This window comes from Klebsiella sp. JN_Kp126 (assembly GCF_033843325.1).
Taxonomy (GTDB): Bacteria; Pseudomonadota; Gammaproteobacteria; order Enterobacterales; family Enterobacteriaceae; genus Klebsiella; species Klebsiella michiganensis.
In genome coordinates, this window is record NZ_JAWXQV010000057.1 from 15,676 (window position 1) to 34,298 (window position 18,623).

The window sequence follows — 18,623 nt, forward strand, 5'->3', positions numbered from 1 at the left end:
CCAGGCCAGAAATTATTTATTCCACTGCGAGGCGCAGACTGTTCGGTACTCGCTGTGCTGCGTTCCGCCTCAGCCTGCGCCTTGCAGCGTTGCCGGTTAAAAACCATGTAACCGCATTCCCTTGCGGTTGTCCGGCTCCGGCCTCAGAGTTTATCCATCAGATAACGATGCGCTTTAGAGGCGGCGCTGGCCGCTTTGAAAATATAGCGCCTGTCGTTTTTCAGAGCTTTCAGCCAGGAAGCAATGTAGCTTTCATGTTGTACCTCTCCCTCAATCCCCAGGTCCGCCATCAGAAAAGCACTTCCCAGCTCCGCCACCAGTTCTTCCTCTGCATAATCCGCACTGCCAAACTTCCCTTTCATTTCACGGTTCAGGCGTTTTTTACCCCCACTCCAGTGGACAAGCTCATGCAGGCCGGTAGCATAGAAGTTAGCCGCATCAGCGAATAGATGGCGCTCCGGTAACCAGACTTCATCAGTTGATGGGCTGAAAAAGGCGTTTTGTCCTTTCTCAATGATGTTTGCGCCGCTCTTCCTGAACAGATTTTCAGCCTGCGGCAACGGGGCAAATGTCGCTTCCGGACTGACAGTTACCTTTGTCAGAGGCAAGCCGTCGATTTGCTGAACGTTAAACACGGTGAAAGTTTTCAGCATCGGGATATGGTCGATTTCTCCGGCGTCGTTTTCCTTCTCCAGCGTGGTGTAGAAAATGGCTGTAGTGCCACGTTCACGCGTGCGAACCTGTCCACCTACCGACTGGGCCTGTTTATAGGTCAACCAGCGTGAATCGCTGAACCCCTGTTTTGATGCACTGCTCCACAGCAACATGATATTCATGCCACTGTAGGCCACGCCGGTGGCGTAATTAGATGGCAATCCAGACATGCCGGATACACGCTGCCACGGGCAGGACCAGGGTTTAACACCGGCTTCCAGCGCTGCAATGATGTTGTCGGTAACGGTCTGATAAATATCCTTTCTGGTTTTAGAAAATTTCGTTTTTGAGGAGCCTGACGGGTCCAGCGGGGATACGCTGGTCGCCGCTGCGGTGTTAGGGGCGCTTGTCCGGGGGTAATGCAGGGAAATTGTCATGGTTTTTTCTCCGTCAGTGTGTGATTTTCGTCTTCGTATCGCCTGACGGTTCGCTTTCCCGGCATCGTTCTGTCCTGCAAGGGCGCAGCATGCGTGCCATTTACCCTTGCGGGACGGGTTGTGTTGGGAAACGATTAACCTGAAGTAGATACGGAGAACGAAAAGTGCACAGGAGAAAAAACTTGCCCCTGCATAGCGGGTGTAGCGCCCCTTAGTTCGCTGCGGTGAAATGTTGTTGGGAAAGGCAGTGTTTTGCATTAAAAATACGGTTCATGTTTTGCTTTCAGACTAGATGTTCACATGCCCTCTATTGATTATCGCACAGTGCTATATCTGCATATCTCTTAAGATCCGAGATACACGCTACCAGCTAAAGCTGAAGCAAAAAGAAGAAAATTAGTCCCAAAAAGTTCTCGATGACAGCTCGTAAAAGTGGTGCAATTATGTGCAGTAACGGTAAGATAATTCCTATCTACACACTAAAATTAAACTTAAGGAAGCGTTTACTGTGGCAATGCAACGAGCATACTACGGTCAGGATCGGGATCGAGAGTATTTTGAGCGTGTTTTTCAGTCAGCAAACATCAACTTTCTTATCGGCTCCGGAGCGTCACTACCAGCTATCCGCATACTAGGAGATATCGAAGCGCAACTAGAAGAGCACGTGCGTTCAGGAGATGACTTAGCCTATTTTCAGCAAGCAGGCGATTTTCTAACCTCAGTTTGGGAAGCTAATGACGTTCTACTCGATAGAACTCAGCAAGGTATACCGCATAGTCAACCCACGTTAGATAACGTAACTGTCACTCGCACCTATTACTCCAGTTTCCTACACTCTCTTGAAAAGATTCTTACCCAAAGAAGAACTGGCCTATTACCTAGGAGAATAAATCTCTTTACCACAAATTATGATCTGTTTATCGAAGATGCTGCCGTCAAAAGCTATAACGTTATCTTAAATGATGGGTTTAGTCGGCGAGGAAATTTGTATGGTGCACATTTATTTGATCCAGCCAGCTTCTACCATACGACTCATGCTACTGGAAACCTTTATAACTATAGCGTTGAGCTACCGACAATAAACCTGATTAAGCTTCATGGTTCTTTATCATGGCTTAAATATAAAAATGATTTTTACTACCAAGTACCCCCATTGAGACCTGTAGCTTTTGCTACCCATGAAGAACTAAGAAATTGGGTGCTATCACATGCACTCATTCTTCCCAGAAAGGATAAATTTCGCGAAACTCTTCTTGAAAATATCTATTACGATCTTCTTAGAAGTTATTCTAATGAATTAGACAAGGAAGGAGCATTGCTTATAGTTTTTGGTTTCTCATTTGCAGATGAACACATAGAGACGTTAACAAAAAAAGCGCTAAGAAACATGTCTCTTAAAGTTATAATATTTTCCTATAATGAAATTTCTCGAATCGCATTTATGGAAAAATTCAGAGACTACTCTAATGTGGAAATAGTTTACACTCCAGGTAAAGAATTAGATTTCACTAAGGTAAACGAAATTATAAATTGTTTTCTGAGGAGATAACTGTGGAACAAGAATTTATTCATGAAGAGGCAGTTCTCCGTGTCGGTGAAGTATGTGAGGTGTCAGGAAGAACAATAAGCATATTGGTCGATAAAAATAAAAACCTTAGCGATCTTTTTTTCCGTGGAAAAGTACTTAAGAACGTATCCGTTGGCGGATTTATCGAAATCAAGAAAGGATTCATGAGCCTAATCGGTAAAATAGAGGCAGAAAAGATACTTGAGGAGAAAAATCCATTAGGAAGCGGTGCTGAGTCCATACGTTTTCGCCGCTACCTGACTGTCTCTTTGTCGGGTTACGTTGATCGGAACGGTCATTTTACTGTCGGTACAAGGGAACTTCCCTTAATTGGAAACGAAGCATTTATAGTGACCGAAGAGATAATTCAGCTCATTCATCAGATAGTGAGAGCACAAACTTGTGCTATCACATTCGCCCGTACTGATCTTGAAGATATCGATATTACCCTACCTGTTAGCGGTTTATTAAATTCTCACATTGCTATTTTCGGTAATACCGGTAGTGGAAAGTCAAACACTCTGGCATCTCTGTACAAACACGGTTATGCCGCATTGTCTGAAATGCTAAAAGAGAGCTTTCAAAGCAAGTGTAAGTTTATATTGTTTGATTTCAATGGTGAATATGGTGCCGATGAATGCATAACCTCGGAGAAAATTGTCTATAACCTTAGCACTTATAATGATCAAGGGGATAAAATCCCTATGCCGGAAGGTGTATTACTTGAACATGAGATCCTTTCTGTCCTTACTGATGCAACAGACAAAACCCAGAAACCATTTTTAAGGCGAGTACTTGAACTCAAATCGGCAGTTCATCGCTCTGATGCCCCTATTGATTTTTTTAGAAATATACTCAAGAAAAAGATCAGGGAAACTTTGTGTGGTAGCGATAAGACACGTTGTGATGCCCTTCTTGATCTTTTTCGACCAATTTTTAACGATCATGAGCATATGACATCCGATCTAGAGTTTCATTTCGGTAGAAAAGTTTGGTTTAACAACACAGGTCGCTTTTTTGACTCTCCTGAAGATACGGAGCATTCAAACCTGTTCAGACTCGCAGAATCCTATGAATTTCCAAATGATGTTATAGAATCCTTGCTTGGATTCATGTATTTGCAGCTAATCCTCGAATTCTTATCCGGTCGCTCAAATCCTGAACACATAGCACCAGTAGTAAATAGAATGAGTGCAAACAGAAAAGATATTAGAAAAGTCTTTGATACCAATGGGAATAGAGATTTTTGGGGCAACAGTAATTTTGTAGTCATCAACCTGAATATGGTCAATCTGACCATGAAAAAAACACTTCCATTATTACTCGCTAAATGGGCCTATGCTGATAAAAAAGCAGGTGACCCCTACTCAACTCTCAGTCTCATCATTGATGAAGCACATAACATCCTGTCTAATACATCTTTTCGTGAAACCGAGAGCTGGAAAGATTATCGACTTGAAACTTTTGAAGAAATCATCAAGGAAGGGAGAAAATTCGGTGTATTTGTAACCCTATCGAGTCAAAGACCGAATGATATTTCCTCCACTATTATTTCTCAGGCGCATAATTATTTCATCCATAGGTTGATAAACCAGAATGATTTATACGCTATTGAGAAGTCAGTTTCTTATATTGACCGTCTCACCGAGGAATCAATTCCCACCCTTTCTACTGGCACCTGCATATTCAGCGGTGTGGTATGTCCAATGCCGCTGAAACTTCGCATCAATGAATTGGAGATACATCATAGCCCCCACAGCAGTACCATTACTTTTGAAGAAATTTCACTACTATGATCATGATTCAATATCAGAACAGTGCAAGATTAGAGATCTGCGTCTCTACTAGGGATAGCCCTATGATGTGCTCATTAATATTTTATTTGAATAAGATGAATAGCAACGACTATTAGGAAAAATAATGATTCTAACTGACAACGAAACAAAAATCGATCTGCTAAACAATGAGGCCATTGCCTCCACCATTATTGGATTGCTTCGAGAGCAGCTCAATCACCCAGTAACAATTGGTGTTCATGGTGATTGGGGTGCAGGTAAGTCGAGCGTACTCGAAATGATTGAGTCGGGCTTCTCCGACAAAGATGATGTTTTATGCTTAAAGTTCAATGGTTGGCGTTTCCAAGGATTTGAAGATGCAAAGATAGCCTTAATTGAAGGCATCGTCTCAGGTCTGGTAGAGAAACGTCCTGCATTGAAAAAAGTTGAAGGAGCTATTAAAGACGTATTCCGTAGTATCGACTGGCTAAAGGTTGCCAAGCGAGCCGGCGGTCTGGCATTAACCGCATTTACCGGTGTTCCGACACCTGAGCAAATTGGCTCCATCATCAACTCCCTGCAAGGTTTGGCTGAAGATCCCGTCAAACTTATGACGAAAGAAAATATCTCTAATACTATCAATGAAATAAAGGCGGTGACGAAAGAGGGAGAAACAAAAAATGTACCGATGGAAGTGGAAACATTTCGCAAAGCATTTGATCAACTACTGAAAGATGCTGGTATCAAGCAACTTGTGGTATTGGTTGATGATCTTGATCGTTGTCTACCTGATACGGCCATTGAAACTCTTGAAGCGATTCGTCTATTTGTATTTACCTCGCGGACAGCATTTGTTGTTGCTGCTGACGAGGCTATGATTGAGTACTCAGTGCGTAAGCACTTCCCTGACCTGCCTGACAGCACTGGGCCACGAGACTATGCCCGTAATTATCTTGAAAAACTCATTCAGGTCCCGTTCCGGATCCCTGCTTTAGGCGAAACAGAGACGAGAATTTATGTCACATTACTTCTTGCTGGTGCTGAAATAGGTGAGAATGACCCAGACTATGAAAAGTTAATCATCGTTGCGCGGGAAAAGTTGAAACGCCCGTGGACAAGTGGTGGATTGGACGCTGCCACGGTAAAAATAACTCTCGGCTCGCAAGCCGATAAAGCAAATAATGCACTAATTCTGAGTGATCAGATCGGACCAATTTTGGCTAGCGGAACAAAAGGTAATCCTCGCCAAATCAAGCGTTTTCTTAATACCCTCTTGCTACGTGACCGCACCGCAACAGCGCGAGGTTTTGGCGATGATATCAAACTGCCAGTACTAGCAAAACTCATGCTTGCTGAGCGATTTATTCCAAGATTGTTCGAACAGATCGCGTTTGTTGCGGCGATACATTCAGATGGACACTGCAAAGATCTTGAAGCATTAGAGACGTTTCTTACGATTTCCAATAAAAACGATGATAAACCAAAAGAAAAAAAAGCCGCAGAAGTATTATTGCCACCTGATAGTACGGTTTTGACTGAATGGAAATCTTCAGAAACGATAAGTGACTGGGCTCGGCTCCCACCGAAGTTATCAGGTCTCGACTTACGTCCCTACTTGTTTGTAACAAAAGATAAAAAAGATTATTTTGGTCCGGTATCAGTTTTGGGCCACTTAGCCGAGGTGGTCGAGAAATTGTTCGGCGGCAAAATGGCGGTTCAAAGTTACGAATCAGAGTTGAAGCAACTTGTGCAACCTGAAGCCGAAAAGGTCTTCGAGGCAGTTCGTAGCAAAATAATGAGCACAGCTACTTTTGATATCAAACCGGCAGGAATTGATGGTTTGAGCGTTCTTGTAAAGGCACAACCAAAATTACAGAGCCAGCTAATGGATTTTCTGGAGGCATTGCCAAATGATAAGTGTGGTCCTTGGGCTGTAAGTGGTTGGCAGAGTGCTATAAAGGATACCGAATGTTTAGCGCGTTTGACTGTACTATTGGGGAATTGGAGCAAACTAACTACTAATACCAGCCTCAAAGTCGCAGCCGAAGCAGCGCTTAAAAATCACAAAGGAATACATTAATGGGAACATCAACAGCTTATGGAGGGCCTGGCGGCGGGACTCCACTTATTCCATCATGGTTGGATAACGCCCCCCCGGCATCCCCGCAAGGCAATGGCCCAGGACAAGACGACCAGCAGCCAATAGATCGTCCTGAACCCCTGACTCCACCAAATCGCCCACCAATACCAGGTACAGCTGATCCGCAACGTTTCTCAAACGCGCGCAATAACTTCACACGATTTGCAGGGTCTGGTGGTTCAGATCGAGCAAGCCTCGGGCGGGCCATATCGAAGTATGTTTCAACGTCATCAGGTGGTGCTAGGCAGGCAGCACAACGTATGGGAGCTTCCAGAGGGGCGGGGGCACGGCTCCTCGGTTTCCTAGCGGAGGTACAAACAAGGGGTGTCAACGAAGCGCTACGCTCACTGAATTTAGAATCGCTAGCAGGCCGTCCAATCACTGAAATTTTCATTGGGCTAGCTGATTTCATCTGCCCAGGAGCAGGTACTGTTGATGAGGGCATTGCCCGTGAAGCATACATCGAGACTATCGTAGAACTTGCTAACGAAGGTCTCACTGATTTGAATACATTTACACCAGATCAAATGCAAACCGTTTTCGAACTATATGCTACTCACGCGATCGAAGCACGCATTTGTAATGACATTGGAACCAAAGCGGTGACGATGCCAATAAATGCGCATACAGCACATCTTGTTGAGCAGCAGGTGCGAGATTTCATCCGGGGTGGAGTAAGCGATGCACTCGCACGCGCTCAAATTGGGACAAATCATCTTACTCCAGAGCAAATTCAAGGATTCGTGGATACGATCTATGAGTCTGCGTTTAGAATTTTACAGGCTCTTGGCGATGCAGAGGCTAATAAACAATGATGCGACAACTCCTAGTTGGTCATTTCGGTTATGACGATTCATTTGACCCTGTAGCAGGCTTAGATGAACAGATAACTTCCCTACAGCTCGTCGCCAGCAAACAAACGTTGGATTATGGAATTGGTCATGCACTGTCCAGCCTTAACAATATCGGCATATTCCCAACAGAAATGGGCATTGACCTGTTGGTTTTAGCAGCCCATGTCCATGCTGCTGACACACGAATCTCGCGTGTTGAGCAATCGCAGGATTCGTGGACACGCGAGATAAGATTGATAGTACCTGTGAGTAATCCCTCTCGTTGGTATTCAGCAGCGCCAACCCTCAAAAATTCTCTTGATTTTTTAACCGGCGATCGCTGGACGGTCGATTTTAGGCCACGCCCCGAGCGATTTAATACTGTCGTCAAAGAAGCACCACCAACCCTGATTGCTCACCCATTTGATTCAGTCAGTTTATTCTCAGGTGGACTTGATAGTTTAATTGGAGCTATCGACTCGTTAGAGAGTGGAACTACACCGCTTCTGGTTAGTCATTTCGGAGAGGGGGCAACAAGTGATGCACAAACTAAGCTGTTTGCCGGTTTAAAAAAACATTACGTCAAATCATCTTTAGGGAGATTGCGAGTTGGTATGTCCTTTGAGGAAGGACTTGTGGAAGGCGTAAGTTCAGAGAATAGTACTCGAGGCAGATCTTTCTTGTTTTTTGCTCTCGGTGTTTTCGCAGGAACCGGACTAGGAAACCATTTCGTTTTGCGCGTCCCTGAAAATGGATTGATTGCTCTAAATGTACCGTTGGATCCACTACGATTGGGATCAAACAGTACTCGCACGACGCACCCATATTATATGGCGAGATGGAATGAACTACTTTCCATACTTGGCATCAATGGCGAAATTCAAAATCCGTATTGGAACAAAACTAAAGGGGAGATGGCTTCGTCTTGCCAAAATCCTTCTCTTTTAAAAAGCCTGATATCAGATTCACTATCGTGCTCATCACCGGCCAAGGCCCGTTGGTTGGGGCATGGCATTGAACAGTGTGGCTATTGTTTGCCATGCCTGATCCGCCGAGCAGCATTAATGGCAGCATGGGGACCTGATAGTGATCCAACGGTGTATACAGTGGCAGATCTTCATGCTCACCCCTTGGACACGCGCCAAGCAACTGGAGTACAGGTCAGATCATTTCAATATGCAATTGCTCGTCTGAAAGATAATCCGCAACTAGCAAGTATCTTGATTCACAAGCCTGGCTCGCTTGCGGATGAAGCAATGCATTTAGACCAGCTAGCTGGTGTATATCAGCGCGGACTTGCTGAAGTTGCGCGACTTATCGACGGTGTTTCGACAAGACCAGCTTGAAAAGGATATTTACATGAATGCAACTAAAGGGCTTGTCGATTTTCACTGTCACCTTGATCTCTACCCTGATCATTATTCAGCAGTCAGAGATGCAGAGAAAGCTGGAATATTTACATTGGCAGTTACGACAACACCGCGCGCATGGCCTCGCAATCACGAGATTGCAAAGCGTACGAAGTATGTCCGAGCAGCATTAGGGTTACATCCCCAATTGGTAGCCAACCATGAAAATGAACTAGAACTATGGGATCATTACCTATCGGAGACACGCTATGTTGGTGAAGTTGGACTGGATGCTGGTCCTCGCTTTTTCAAGTCACTCGATGCGCAAAAGCGAGTATTTCAACATATATTGCAACGTTGCGCTCAGGCTGGCGATAAGATCATTACAGTCCATAGCGTCAGAGCGGTCAAAATTGTACTAGACTTCATTGAAGCATATTTACCCTTAGGGCGTGGGAAAATTGTTCTCCACTGGTTCACTGGAACAAAGAACGAGGCGAAGCGAGCATTAGAGTTAGGATGCTATTTTTCTATTAATATGGAAATGATTAGCAATGCCAGACATATTCCTATGATACAGTCTATTCCAATTGAGCGAGTGCTAACAGAAACCGATGGTCCATTCACACGTATTGATAATAGGCCTTCACAACCAGCTGATATAGAAAATACTGTAGAAGAACTAGCCCATTTATATGGGCTATCCACGAGTGATATGGTCTACGTCATTCGGAATAATTTGCGGACCCTAATCAGTTATTGAAGGCAACCTTACTATGATTAAATGAAAAAGAGATTGGTGTTCATCTTGGTGGTCTTGACAGAGAAGTGACTCAAGTTTCGCTTATATATTAGCTTGTAACTGAATAAGGCAATCCCAATTACAGAGCCAAATTTGAACAGCCTGATTACTAGCAGGCTTTTTGCTTTTGTGCACCAATGGAAAAGAGTTCAGTCTCGGAACTGGGGGGCCTGTTAACGATTGTTGCAACCAGCTCTTCAGACGGAGATAAGACACACTATGTTACTTAAAAAAATAGATATCAGCAAATTAAGTCATATAAATAGATAGATGAAGGTTATTGAGAGATAATCATCAATTTAGAATTCGGATTGCTTTCTTATAATGATGGTACAGCAAGATCAACACTGTGTAGCTCATGCAACTCCACTATGGTGCCGCTATAGTTGTTTCTGCGTGCCATCCAGCTTGCGATGAATAAGCGAAACCAACGTAAGGATGTCCAGCGCATCCAGTTCAGACATGGGCCAATTCTTCTTAGGCGCATGGGCTAGTGGATTGCGCACAGCACCGAATAGACCAATCAGTAGATTCGCAAAACCTTTCTGTTCGCTCTTTTCTGAGTCGGTGGTGAGCGATCCCAAAGTCAGAACAGGTTGTTGTCCGGTAAATGCCTTGTTCACCAAGTCAGCACCATCACCGCTCAACCCGGACAACTGACGAATACGTTCCGCAACCCCCTTCGTCGCCTCGAAGACGGCATGAAAATAGTTTTCGTCCAGAAGTTCGGCACGGCAATAGTTCAAAACTTCCGCATGCACAGCACGGCTTTCGAGTGCAGCCTTAAGTCGCCCGGCGCGGGCTCGAGCAGAATCCAGAGTCGTTACTTTAGCAGCGCTCGCGACCTTACCATCCTCACGGATATAAAAACCGGAAAAAGCCAGGACAACATTGAGTTCATCACGTCGCCAGGCAAACACCGATGGATCACGGGCGTAATTAACCGGGTTCATCGCACGGTTAATGAACATAATAAGATGGTTGCCGACCTGATACTGGTTCTGCGCACCTGCGAGCGCATTAAACAGACGTTTCCACTTTGTCATTCCTGGCGATGTGTCCGCAACTTTAATTTCTTGTAGCAGTCGCTCGATCTGCGACCCACTCAAGCCACGTTCGGTATCAGCAAGGACGCGACAGGCGGCCTCAAGGTGCTGAGAGTTGAATGATGGAATACGTATCATGAATTATCTTTCTATCACCTCTCAGACCCACTCGAGCGCCGTGATGATCGATTGCCCTTCGGTGCCGACCTCCACAAACAGAGCGTGCTCGTAACCAAGCTGCTGCTTATAACCTCGAAGTTTTAGTAGATCGATCTCTCTATCGACGCGACTCGTTGATTTTTTGAACTCCAAGACCAAATGATTCTGTCGTGTACCTCGGCGATGCACGATCACATCTGGAAATACTGTCTTTGCCTCAACGTCTTCGCTGTCTGGATAAAGTTCCAAATGTCTGAGCCGTTTAGGTTCAATGCTGTCCCGGTTGTATTCGCAATCTACAGTCCAACCGGGGAAACATTGCTGGAGGTACATCGCAAAGCGAAAGGTAATCGACCGTTCGTTAGCATCGATACCGAGAAGATCATGATCAATGAATAGTAGCTCGGACAATGCATGTGACACAGCTTCGCCTGGTGCATATTGGTTGAGGTAGTGAATTTGTTCCGGGGTCAGTGCCATCATCACATTCGCATACTTAAGAAATTATATTGGGCTTTCAAGAAGAATGAGTACGCTGTAGGTTCCATTTTTCATTGCCTAACTAAGGCTCACACTGAAGGAAGTATACACTGATTGAAACGTCGTGAGGATTCTCTGTCTCGCGTCGTCTAGCTCGTCAGCCACGCGTTGCGTGAGCGTAAACGTGGGGCAATCGGGCTGACCACATCCACAAGGTCTGATTTCCCCTTCCTTAAGCCGAGTTACGAAGATGCGCCGCAGTTGGTCGACCTGACGAACCACTTTTCCCATCACTGTCTGGATGCGTTGATTTTTGAGATGGTGGATCGAAGGAATGCGCCTGATCTCGACGCCCTCACGCGTTCTCCACAAACCTGTATTTAGTGCGCCAATGGTATCTTCGATTGCCTTCTGAAAAGCAGGGAGAGAACTTTCTTGTTGAAACGGTGTGCGAAATGCTGGCCGGTCAAATACGGAAGCCATCAGTTGCAGAACATCGGCGTCGGAAAGGTCGGGAAAATCATCCGTGAATTTTTGAATATCAGCTTCAACATCAGGAAACTCGACGCCCTGGACAAAACGGTGCAGCAGATATTCAGCACGAAGACGCAAGTTTTCTTCGAACTCTACGCCCGACCATATCGTTACATGCCTGACGCCTAGGGAAGCTGCTGCTTGCTCGATGCGCGTTCTGCCAGCATCCGAGACCGCACCACGAGAGACGAACTTAAAGACGTCTGGGACACTGCCAGTTGCTTTAATCGACTTACTCATGTCGCTCTTGGCTTTTGCCAGTGTCAACGTGTCTCGGTTCGCGCATTGGATGATGGTCTTACGTGCTGGCTGGTCATCAAATGGTTCAATACCCGAGATATCTCGCCCTTGATCACCTCCTGATTGACCGTGCCAAATCAGATCATGCCAACCCGCGCGCAGGTGGTATGCAAAAACAAGGCGCTCGAACTGGATACCACTGTAGTCCTCAAAATGAACCGGAGAAACCGTTATCGTCGCCATACTCGCTCCTTTTCTGCTGCTATTAGTCTTCGGTAAACCTTACTACGTCCCTGTGAATTTCCGCCGTTACCCAATGAAAAGCACCAAATATTGGTGGCAAACCTTGCTTCACCAAATGCCCACGGAGTTTGAAATGCAGAATAACTTATTAGTAAACTGGACGCGACAGCAGCACTGTAGCTCGCGCACAAAACAAATCTCCGGATCGAGTGTCCTTAACGACCTGTCTCAATTAATCAAAAACGGAGTTCTGCTATTTCTTAACACAATCCGTCGCCAAGAGCTGAGGCAGATTGAGATTGGCCTTGTAGCCAAAACGACTATCTACGAGATGGGTGCGGGATCTGGCCGAGATGGAAGAATGACTCAAAGTGCTCAAGTAAGCCCCTCGTGTTAACATCTGAAAGCCAGAAGTCCGTCTACAAATATGTAGATGATGCTACCCACTGATTGACTGTGTTTACCAAACAAATTTAGGGAAGAGACAAAGTCTATTAATTAATTTGACTGCTCCGCGTTGAGTGACACATTACGCCGTTAGCAACGCCTACTGCGGGCACAAAGCGGCCAGTCCTGTTGGCTGTCAGATCCGCTATGAGCAAAAAGTGGAAGCTCATAATTGTTCTCACCTCCGATGGTGCAATACGTAACTTACAGCGCGATAATCTGCAACGAGCCGATCGCTTGGTTCTGCCCTTGGATTAATTCCTAATGATTGATATTCACTTTGAATTTTGAAGACATTATACCGCTTGTAATTTCATAGCATAGTTGATGACAAATGATATTCCTGGTGGTTTAATTAAGTGATTGCCAACAGTTTAAAAGAGGAATTATGGGCACGGAAATTTCACTTAAGGTTTCAGGTGCAACGCTAGATTGGAGTAAAAATAGCTTAGGTGTTGATCATGGTGCATTGTTCCAGTCAACCGACCACATAATGATACCTCAGCACGAACGCTATGATCTGGAAGAAACCGATGAAATTGATGAAGAAAGACGCCTTCAGTGGACCGTACTCAGGAAGCCTCTTGCAGCAGTAGCTGAACGGGTTGAGTTACTTGGTTTTTCTCTTACTGCTATTCGTGCGGAATATGAAAATCTTGTAAAGCATGAGGTTTATCAAAGAAACGAAATGATTGAAGCCTATCCCGATAATTGGGAACCTTTAGAAAATCTTTTTAGTTTTGATGAGTTTCTGGGCTTACTTAAGAGCTATGATCTGGGGGAGTTAAACGATAAAGATATCGACTTTGATAATTCAAAAAAAACAGAGAATGATAATTTCATTTTGAAGTTATTCCCTAACGACATTTTAAAAAGAATTCCTCTCTATGATCCTTATAACAACTTTTACTGGTCAGAAAAAACAGCGTTTTTCAGTGTCATAAACATACTTCATCCATACTCTATGATCAAACTTTTAAGTGAAAACAAACATAATCTTAGTGAGTATGTCGAGTGGGACTATGGGGAAATAGTCGCTAACGGATGGGTTCACATTAACCAAATAAAAACTGAAATTAACCGTGAAAATTCTTTTCTCATAGCAACTGAAGGTTCCTCGGACTCACATATATTACAAAAGGCATTTAAGCTAATTAAGCCTAGCGTTTGTGAATTTTTTCGTTTCATCGATGTAACATCTGGCCATCCATTCCCCGGCACTGGGGGATTATCAAAGTTTGCTGAGGGATTAGTAAAAATTGATGTACAGAACCAAATCATTTTTGTACTCGACAATGATAGTGAAGGGGTTGAAGCTTTCAAGAAAATCATAAAGATGAAGCTTCCTCATAATATGAGTTGCATATGTCTTCCGGATCTTAAGGAGTTTGAAAGTTTCCCTACTTGTGGCCCAGACGGCCTAACCTTATCCAATATTAATGGAACTGCTGCCGCTATAGAGTGTTACTTGGATTTAACATATAGTGAATATGACTCATACATTGTTAGATGGACTAACTATAAAAAAGAGACCGGGATGTATCAAGGCGCACTTGAGTTTAAAGAGTATTACGCAAAAAGATATCTTGATACATCAGAAGTTAAGCTTATCGAAAGTAAATATGACACCTCCAAACTTGAGGCTTTGCTTAATGCGATCATTGATGCTTGTTCCAAATTATCTGGAGCAATACGTATTGAAAAAATAAAGAGTCACTATCCAAATATATGGACTGAAGAAAAAGTTTAACTCCATTGAATTATTTTTAACAACCTGAAAATAATATTGTGTATCACGTCATTCAAATATTACAATACGGCATATTGGGTGTCCGTTTCTGGCACAGAACAGACAGCCCTTATAGATGTGACAATAGTAGCGATCACCAAATGCACGAGACCGCTCTAATCAGTTTTGATTGGTGGTCATTCTGGTGGTCTTGACAGGAAGAGTTTTCAGGTTTAGCTTATTTATTAGCCAGCTACTGGCAAAGGCGATCCCAGTCAGAGGAGCCAAATTTAAGAAGCCTGCTTTCGAGCGGGCTTTTTGCTTTTCATTATTCCCCCGCTAGCTCAGGATAGCTTCCCGCCTGGCAGGCCCTTCATTTGCAGCGCCATAAGAATGCGTGCCAGTTGTTTGAACGCTAACTCATCTCAGTCAAACTGGAAAACTTATTAGCCGCTGTAACTCATATTATATCTCCATACAAAGATGTCCCCATTGGTAGGGTTAAAATATCTGCCTCTGTGTTATTCTCTAACCATTAATTTCAGGGAGATACTCAGGTTAAGGCTCTTTTAGCATGATGCAAAACTCGTCTAAAGATATCCTTTCAGCGTGGCATGATTATGTGAAATTCAGTGGCGCAGAAAAGAGTAAAATACCGGCCAGCAAGGTGCATGAGCACCAACAACTCATGCTCGGTATAAATAATTGTGAAGAAAACCAGAGCGGAGTAGTACTCCGTGTTACGCCTGAAATGCGCAACCACTGGCGCCGGCGTTTCGTTAAATATGACGAAAAGGGTAAAACTACCCACATTGAGCCTGTTAACCTGCTATTTCCGGTACTGCGCTGTATCGAAAATGAGCGAGGTAAGGCCAATGTAAAATACCTTCCGCTGTTCTCTTTCCCCCTCCCAAAATCATTTTTTGAACAGAACGAAAACACCCTGCTAGTTCCCGTTAAAGATGGGCAACTTGTTAGCGCATTCCCCTTCGCTTTTCGTGAAATGTTTGGTGTTCAGCTGGATGAGCTCGGTGAAAACCGTCATATGATGAGTATCGTCAGCGCGCTCACGGGATGTAAATATGACACGTTCCTTGAGGCGTTTAAGGCTCTTCTGAAATGGGTCACTCAGCAATCAAACAGTAAATATCAGGGGCTGGAAACTGCGTTTAATGCCCTGGTGGCTCCGCTGCATAATGAGGATTACAACCTCAAGCGTGATGCGGAAGATTTCACCTGGCTTTGTGATAACGCGGTTGGTGATTTCCCGTTGCTGGAGCAGTATCTCAGCCATATCCATAGTGACGAGAAGGCCCCGCATATTCACGAAGTGGTGACTGGCGGTTTGTTTGAAACGCAATATCCTCTGGGCCATGGGCAGATGGCGGCAATACAGGCGATTAATCAGGATGAGCGCCTGATTGCCGTACAAGGTGCGCCGGGTACGGGTAAAACTACGCTATTCAAGTCACTCATCGCACAACAACTGGTTGCCAGAGCACTGGCAATTGCTGATGGAAAGGACCAGAACTTCGGCATGCTGGTCACGTCCACTGCAATAAAAGCGGTGGAGAATATCATTGACGATCTGCGCAGTGACCCTGCAACTCAGGATCTGGACTGGTTATGGTTTCATAGCGGCTCGAACGAACGGGTTCAGCATGAGCTTACCCGGCTTGAGAAACTGATTGGTCGCTGGCGACAGGAAAGCTATGACCAACAGCAGCAGCACGATTTTTTAGCGGTTTTACTCAAGCATCGCGACGAGATGAACGCTTGTTACCGGGCATATCTGAATGAAAAGGCAGTCGCGATACAATCTGTTGTGGATTGTGGTCTGGACACCCGACTAGCAAAAGAGCTACCGGCCCATTTCATGGAAAAAATTCCCCCACTCGCCGCTCATGCACAGATACTCGGTATTGATGTTTCGCTTCATCACCCCGACGACCTGGATACCTTAGCCTGTCAGTTAGAACAGCGCCTGCAGGAATTTAGGGAGATAAAAGCGCAGCGTCTACAGGCCAGCAGAATTTACCAGACGTTGCAGGCGACATGGCCGCAGCAGCATAGTCTGGAGCAGATACTTAGCTGGATGGATTCACCGCTACGCCCGGCCCTGGAACTGCATTACCGCGACTATCCGCGCAAAGGGATAAAGCGTTATCTGGCTCGTTTTTTCGAGAGGAAATATCCAGCAAGGTTGCAACAGATGAGCCTGGCTGCACCGGAGGACTTTCGCAAATTCAGTCTTTCTTCCCTTCCCCATCGTCAGCTGGCTGCTCTGGCTGATGCTGGGGAAATGCTTTCACAGCAGGTAGACAGCTTAGCGCTACTGGCGCTGCTCCTGCATGCGGAACCCGAAGCTCAACAGGAAGTTGGCCTGTTGGCTCTTAATACTGAAGTAGCAGAATTGCAGGCACAATGGCGTCAGGTCATCCGGGCGCAACAGCTAACGGCACAGTATCAACAGCTTTATCCGGAAGGTAACTGGTGCGACATTTCGCGTAAACGCTTTATCAGGCAACACCGGGAAATGTTCGAAGCCGCTATCGGTTATCTCTGGCAAGAGCAACTGAAGCGGAAAATTGAGCTGGAAGAGGTACTGACTCATTGGCGGGCGTTGATGAGTAAGCGCCTTAGTGCGGGCTATTATCGCTGGCTGGATAAGCTTGATGATTTCTATTGCGCACTGTCTCTTGTATATCCGGTAATGGCGACCACGCTGGTTTCCGCGTGGAAGGTTGCTGGTTATCGTAAGCTCGATGAACTCAAGGGGCATAAACCGTGGCACCTGGCACTGTGCGACGAAGCGGGCATGATTTCGCTTGAATCCCTGGTGCCCCTATTGAGTCGCAGTGAGAAAGCGATGATTGTTGGCGATCCTCTGCAAATTGAACCCATCAGAAACCTGTCAGAAAACCTGCAAACACAGTTGCGTGAGCGTCATTTCGCCAGCAACAATACGTTGTATGAGCGTGTCTCACCTGCAAGCGTCACGGGCTGGCACCGTGCTGCGGGTACGCTTTCCGGCAAGGTAGACGATACGGGTAATGGCATCATTCTCGATGAGCATCGCCGGTGCCAGCAACCTATTGCCGACCTTTTCATCCGACTGGCGAACTATCATGGCGTCAGCGTGGAAACGGCCTCCCCTTCTAGCCGTATTGCCAGCGCGTTTGAGAAATCAGGCGGACATCATTTGATGTTCTACAGCGTAGAAGGTCAGAAAGGCGATATGGTTAACACTAATCTGGATGAAGTTGATGCTATTGAGCTATTGCTGGATAAGCTGGAAGAAGCTGGTTACGATCTGACTGCCGATGTTGGCATCGTCACACCCTATAGCAATCAGAAGTCATTGTTGATTAAACGTCTTGCGCAACGAATGAATCACTGGCAGAAAAACTGCATTGGTACAGTGCACCAGTTTCAGGGCGTTGGCTTTGAGGTCATCATTTATAGTCCGGTAATTTTTCATCCTCTTGATAATCCGAATTTTCAAAACGATGCACCAAACATGCTTAATGTCGTGGTTTCACGCGCAAAGCAGCAATTTATCGTTGTAGGTAACCATCATCGATTGCGGCAAGCAGGTGGATACCTGAAAGTCCTTGCGGATAGCGTTGCCGAAAGCTTCCTTCTTGAACAAGGTAGCCAGCATCCGAATTTTGCCAGCCTAAGCCAGACCCCCCGTCTACAGCGTTATTATCGCGACTGTGAACATATTGCCGCATTTAGCGCGCTGGCCAGTCAGTGTGAACAGGAGCTGGTTATCATCGCTCCGTGGATCCGCCGGGGAGGTAAGCATTATCAGAGGCCGGAGCTGGCGCAGTTGGTAGCCACGCAGCGGCGTGGCGTCAGGGTTAAAGTTTATTACGGCTACTATCATCAGCGCATGGATCGTGCGGATGATAATGATGAGACTCTGGTTGCCGAGTACCGCGAACAACTAGGAAAAGAGAATATTATCCGGTTGACGGAAGGGACACATGAAAAGGTAATGATGATCGATGGCCGCTACATTGTTCTCGGGAGTTGGAACTGGCTATCTCATGGTTATCACCATAGCTGCGAGCGCAGTGAACAGTTCACTAATGCGATTCGTCATGAGATCAGTGCAGAACTGGATGATGCGTCGCTGGTGAAGGAGCTTAGGGAGCGGCTGAGGCTGGAGTAAGGTCAGAA

General features: G+C 45.4%; 12 protein-coding genes. 8 read left to right on the forward strand and 4 right to left on the reverse strand.

Annotation, left to right across the window (positions count from 1 at the left end):
• Nucleotides 1-143 precede the first annotated feature (143 nt).
• The gene (locus SIK97_RS13235; RefSeq protein WP_003036351.1) at nt 144-1,091 is read right to left on the reverse strand and encodes an ArdC family protein; all 948 of its coding nucleotides are present in this window, start codon (nt 1,089-1,091) and stop codon (nt 144-146) included.
• A 514-nt stretch (nt 1,092-1,605) separates the two neighbouring features.
• Here SIK97_RS13235 and SIK97_RS13240 point away from each other — a divergent pair.
• The 6 genes from SIK97_RS13240 (at nt 1,606) to qatD (ending at nt 9,518) form a co-directional block, all read left to right on the forward strand.
• Nucleotides 1,606-2,640 carry an SIR2 family protein gene (locus SIK97_RS13240; RefSeq protein WP_003036348.1) on the forward strand — a complete coding sequence of 345 codons (1,035 nt, stop codon included), beginning with the start codon at nt 1,606-1,608 and terminating at the stop codon, nt 2,638-2,640.
• Nucleotides 2,641-2,642: 2 nt separating this feature from the next.
• Complete coding sequence (locus SIK97_RS13245) at nt 2,643-4,454, forward strand: ATP-binding protein (RefSeq protein WP_003036345.1); 1,812 nt, start codon at nt 2,643-2,645, stop codon at nt 4,452-4,454.
• 124 nt (nt 4,455-4,578) lie between these two features.
• A complete protein-coding gene (gene qatA, locus SIK97_RS13250) occupies nt 4,579-6,513 on the forward strand; it encodes a Qat anti-phage system ATPase QatA (protein ID WP_003036342.1) in 1,935 nt (644 codons plus the stop codon).
• Nucleotides 6,513-7,388: a Qat anti-phage system associated protein QatB gene (gene qatB / locus SIK97_RS13255; RefSeq protein WP_023337495.1), complete on the forward strand. Its 876-nt coding sequence runs from the start codon at nt 6,513-6,515 to the stop codon at nt 7,386-7,388. The genes qatA and qatB overlap by 1 nt, the downstream gene beginning before the upstream one ends.
• Entirely contained in the window at nt 7,385-8,752 is a 1,368-nt protein-coding gene (gene qatC, locus SIK97_RS13260) for a Qat anti-phage system QueC-like protein QatC (protein WP_003036334.1), read from the forward strand. The genes qatB and qatC overlap by 4 nt, the downstream gene beginning before the upstream one ends.
• Before the next feature lie 13 nt (nt 8,753-8,765).
• Nucleotides 8,766-9,518, forward strand: a complete 753-nt coding sequence (qatD, locus tag SIK97_RS13265) for a Qat anti-phage system TatD family nuclease QatD (protein WP_003036330.1) — start codon at nt 8,766-8,768, stop codon at nt 9,516-9,518.
• Nucleotides 9,519-9,937: 419 nt separating this feature from the next.
• Here the strand turns inward: qatD and SIK97_RS13270 are convergent, their stop codons facing one another.
• From SIK97_RS13270 to SIK97_RS13280, 3 genes are all read right to left on the reverse strand, one after another.
• On the reverse strand, nt 9,938-10,741 hold the full coding sequence (locus SIK97_RS13270; protein ID WP_003036327.1) for a TIGR02391 family protein: 804 nt from the start codon (nt 10,739-10,741) through the stop codon (nt 9,938-9,940).
• Between the two features lie 21 nt (nt 10,742-10,762).
• Nucleotides 10,763-11,242, reverse strand: a complete 480-nt coding sequence (locus tag SIK97_RS13275; RefSeq protein ID WP_031617716.1) for a hypothetical protein — start codon at nt 11,240-11,242, stop codon at nt 10,763-10,765.
• Between the two features lie 78 nt (nt 11,243-11,320).
• Nucleotides 11,321-12,259, reverse strand: coding sequence for a hypothetical protein (locus SIK97_RS13280; protein ID WP_003036321.1), 939 nt, complete (start codon nt 12,257-12,259; stop codon nt 11,321-11,323).
• Nucleotides 12,260-13,094: 835 nt separating this feature from the next.
• On the opposite strand from SIK97_RS13280, the gene SIK97_RS13285 reads away from it, so the two are divergent.
• Nucleotides 13,095-14,456, forward strand: a complete 1,362-nt coding sequence (locus tag SIK97_RS13285) for a HEPN/Toprim-associated domain-containing protein (RefSeq protein WP_003036316.1) — start codon at nt 13,095-13,097, stop codon at nt 14,454-14,456.
• A gap of 553 nt (nt 14,457-15,009) precedes the next feature.
• On the forward strand, nt 15,010-18,615 hold the full coding sequence (locus SIK97_RS13290; protein ID WP_319610937.1) for an AAA domain-containing protein: 3,606 nt from the start codon (nt 15,010-15,012) through the stop codon (nt 18,613-18,615).
• Nucleotides 18,616-18,623 lie beyond the last annotated feature (8 nt).

Bases quoted from the DNA above. Each gene is read 5' to 3' on its own strand.
- SIK97_RS13235 (WP_003036351.1), bottom strand. From the start codon at position 1,091: ATGACAATTTCCCTGCATTACCCCCGGACAAGCGCCCCTAACACCGCA.
- SIK97_RS13240 (WP_003036348.1), top strand. From the start codon at position 1,606: ATGCAACGAGCATACTACGGTCAGGATCGGGATCGAGAGTATTTTGAG.
- qatA (WP_003036342.1), top strand. From the start codon at position 4,579: ATGATTCTAACTGACAACGAAACAAAAATCGATCTGCTAAACAATGAG.
- qatB (WP_023337495.1), top strand. From the start codon at position 6,513: ATGGGAACATCAACAGCTTATGGAGGGCCTGGCGGCGGGACTCCACTT.
- qatC (WP_003036334.1), top strand. From the start codon at position 7,385: ATGATGCGACAACTCCTAGTTGGTCATTTCGGTTATGACGATTCATTT.
- qatD (WP_003036330.1), top strand. From the start codon at position 8,766: ATGAATGCAACTAAAGGGCTTGTCGATTTTCACTGTCACCTTGATCTC.
- SIK97_RS13270 (WP_003036327.1), bottom strand. From the start codon at position 10,741: ATGATACGTATTCCATCATTCAACTCTCAGCACCTTGAGGCCGCCTGT.
- SIK97_RS13275 (WP_031617716.1), bottom strand. From the start codon at position 11,242: ATGGCACTGACCCCGGAACAAATTCACTACCTCAACCAATATGCACCA.
- SIK97_RS13280 (WP_003036321.1), bottom strand. From the start codon at position 12,259: ATGGCGACGATAACGGTTTCTCCGGTTCATTTTGAGGACTACAGTGGT.
- SIK97_RS13285 (WP_003036316.1), top strand. From the start codon at position 13,095: ATGGGCACGGAAATTTCACTTAAGGTTTCAGGTGCAACGCTAGATTGG.
- SIK97_RS13290 (WP_319610937.1), top strand. From the start codon at position 15,010: ATGATGCAAAACTCGTCTAAAGATATCCTTTCAGCGTGGCATGATTAT.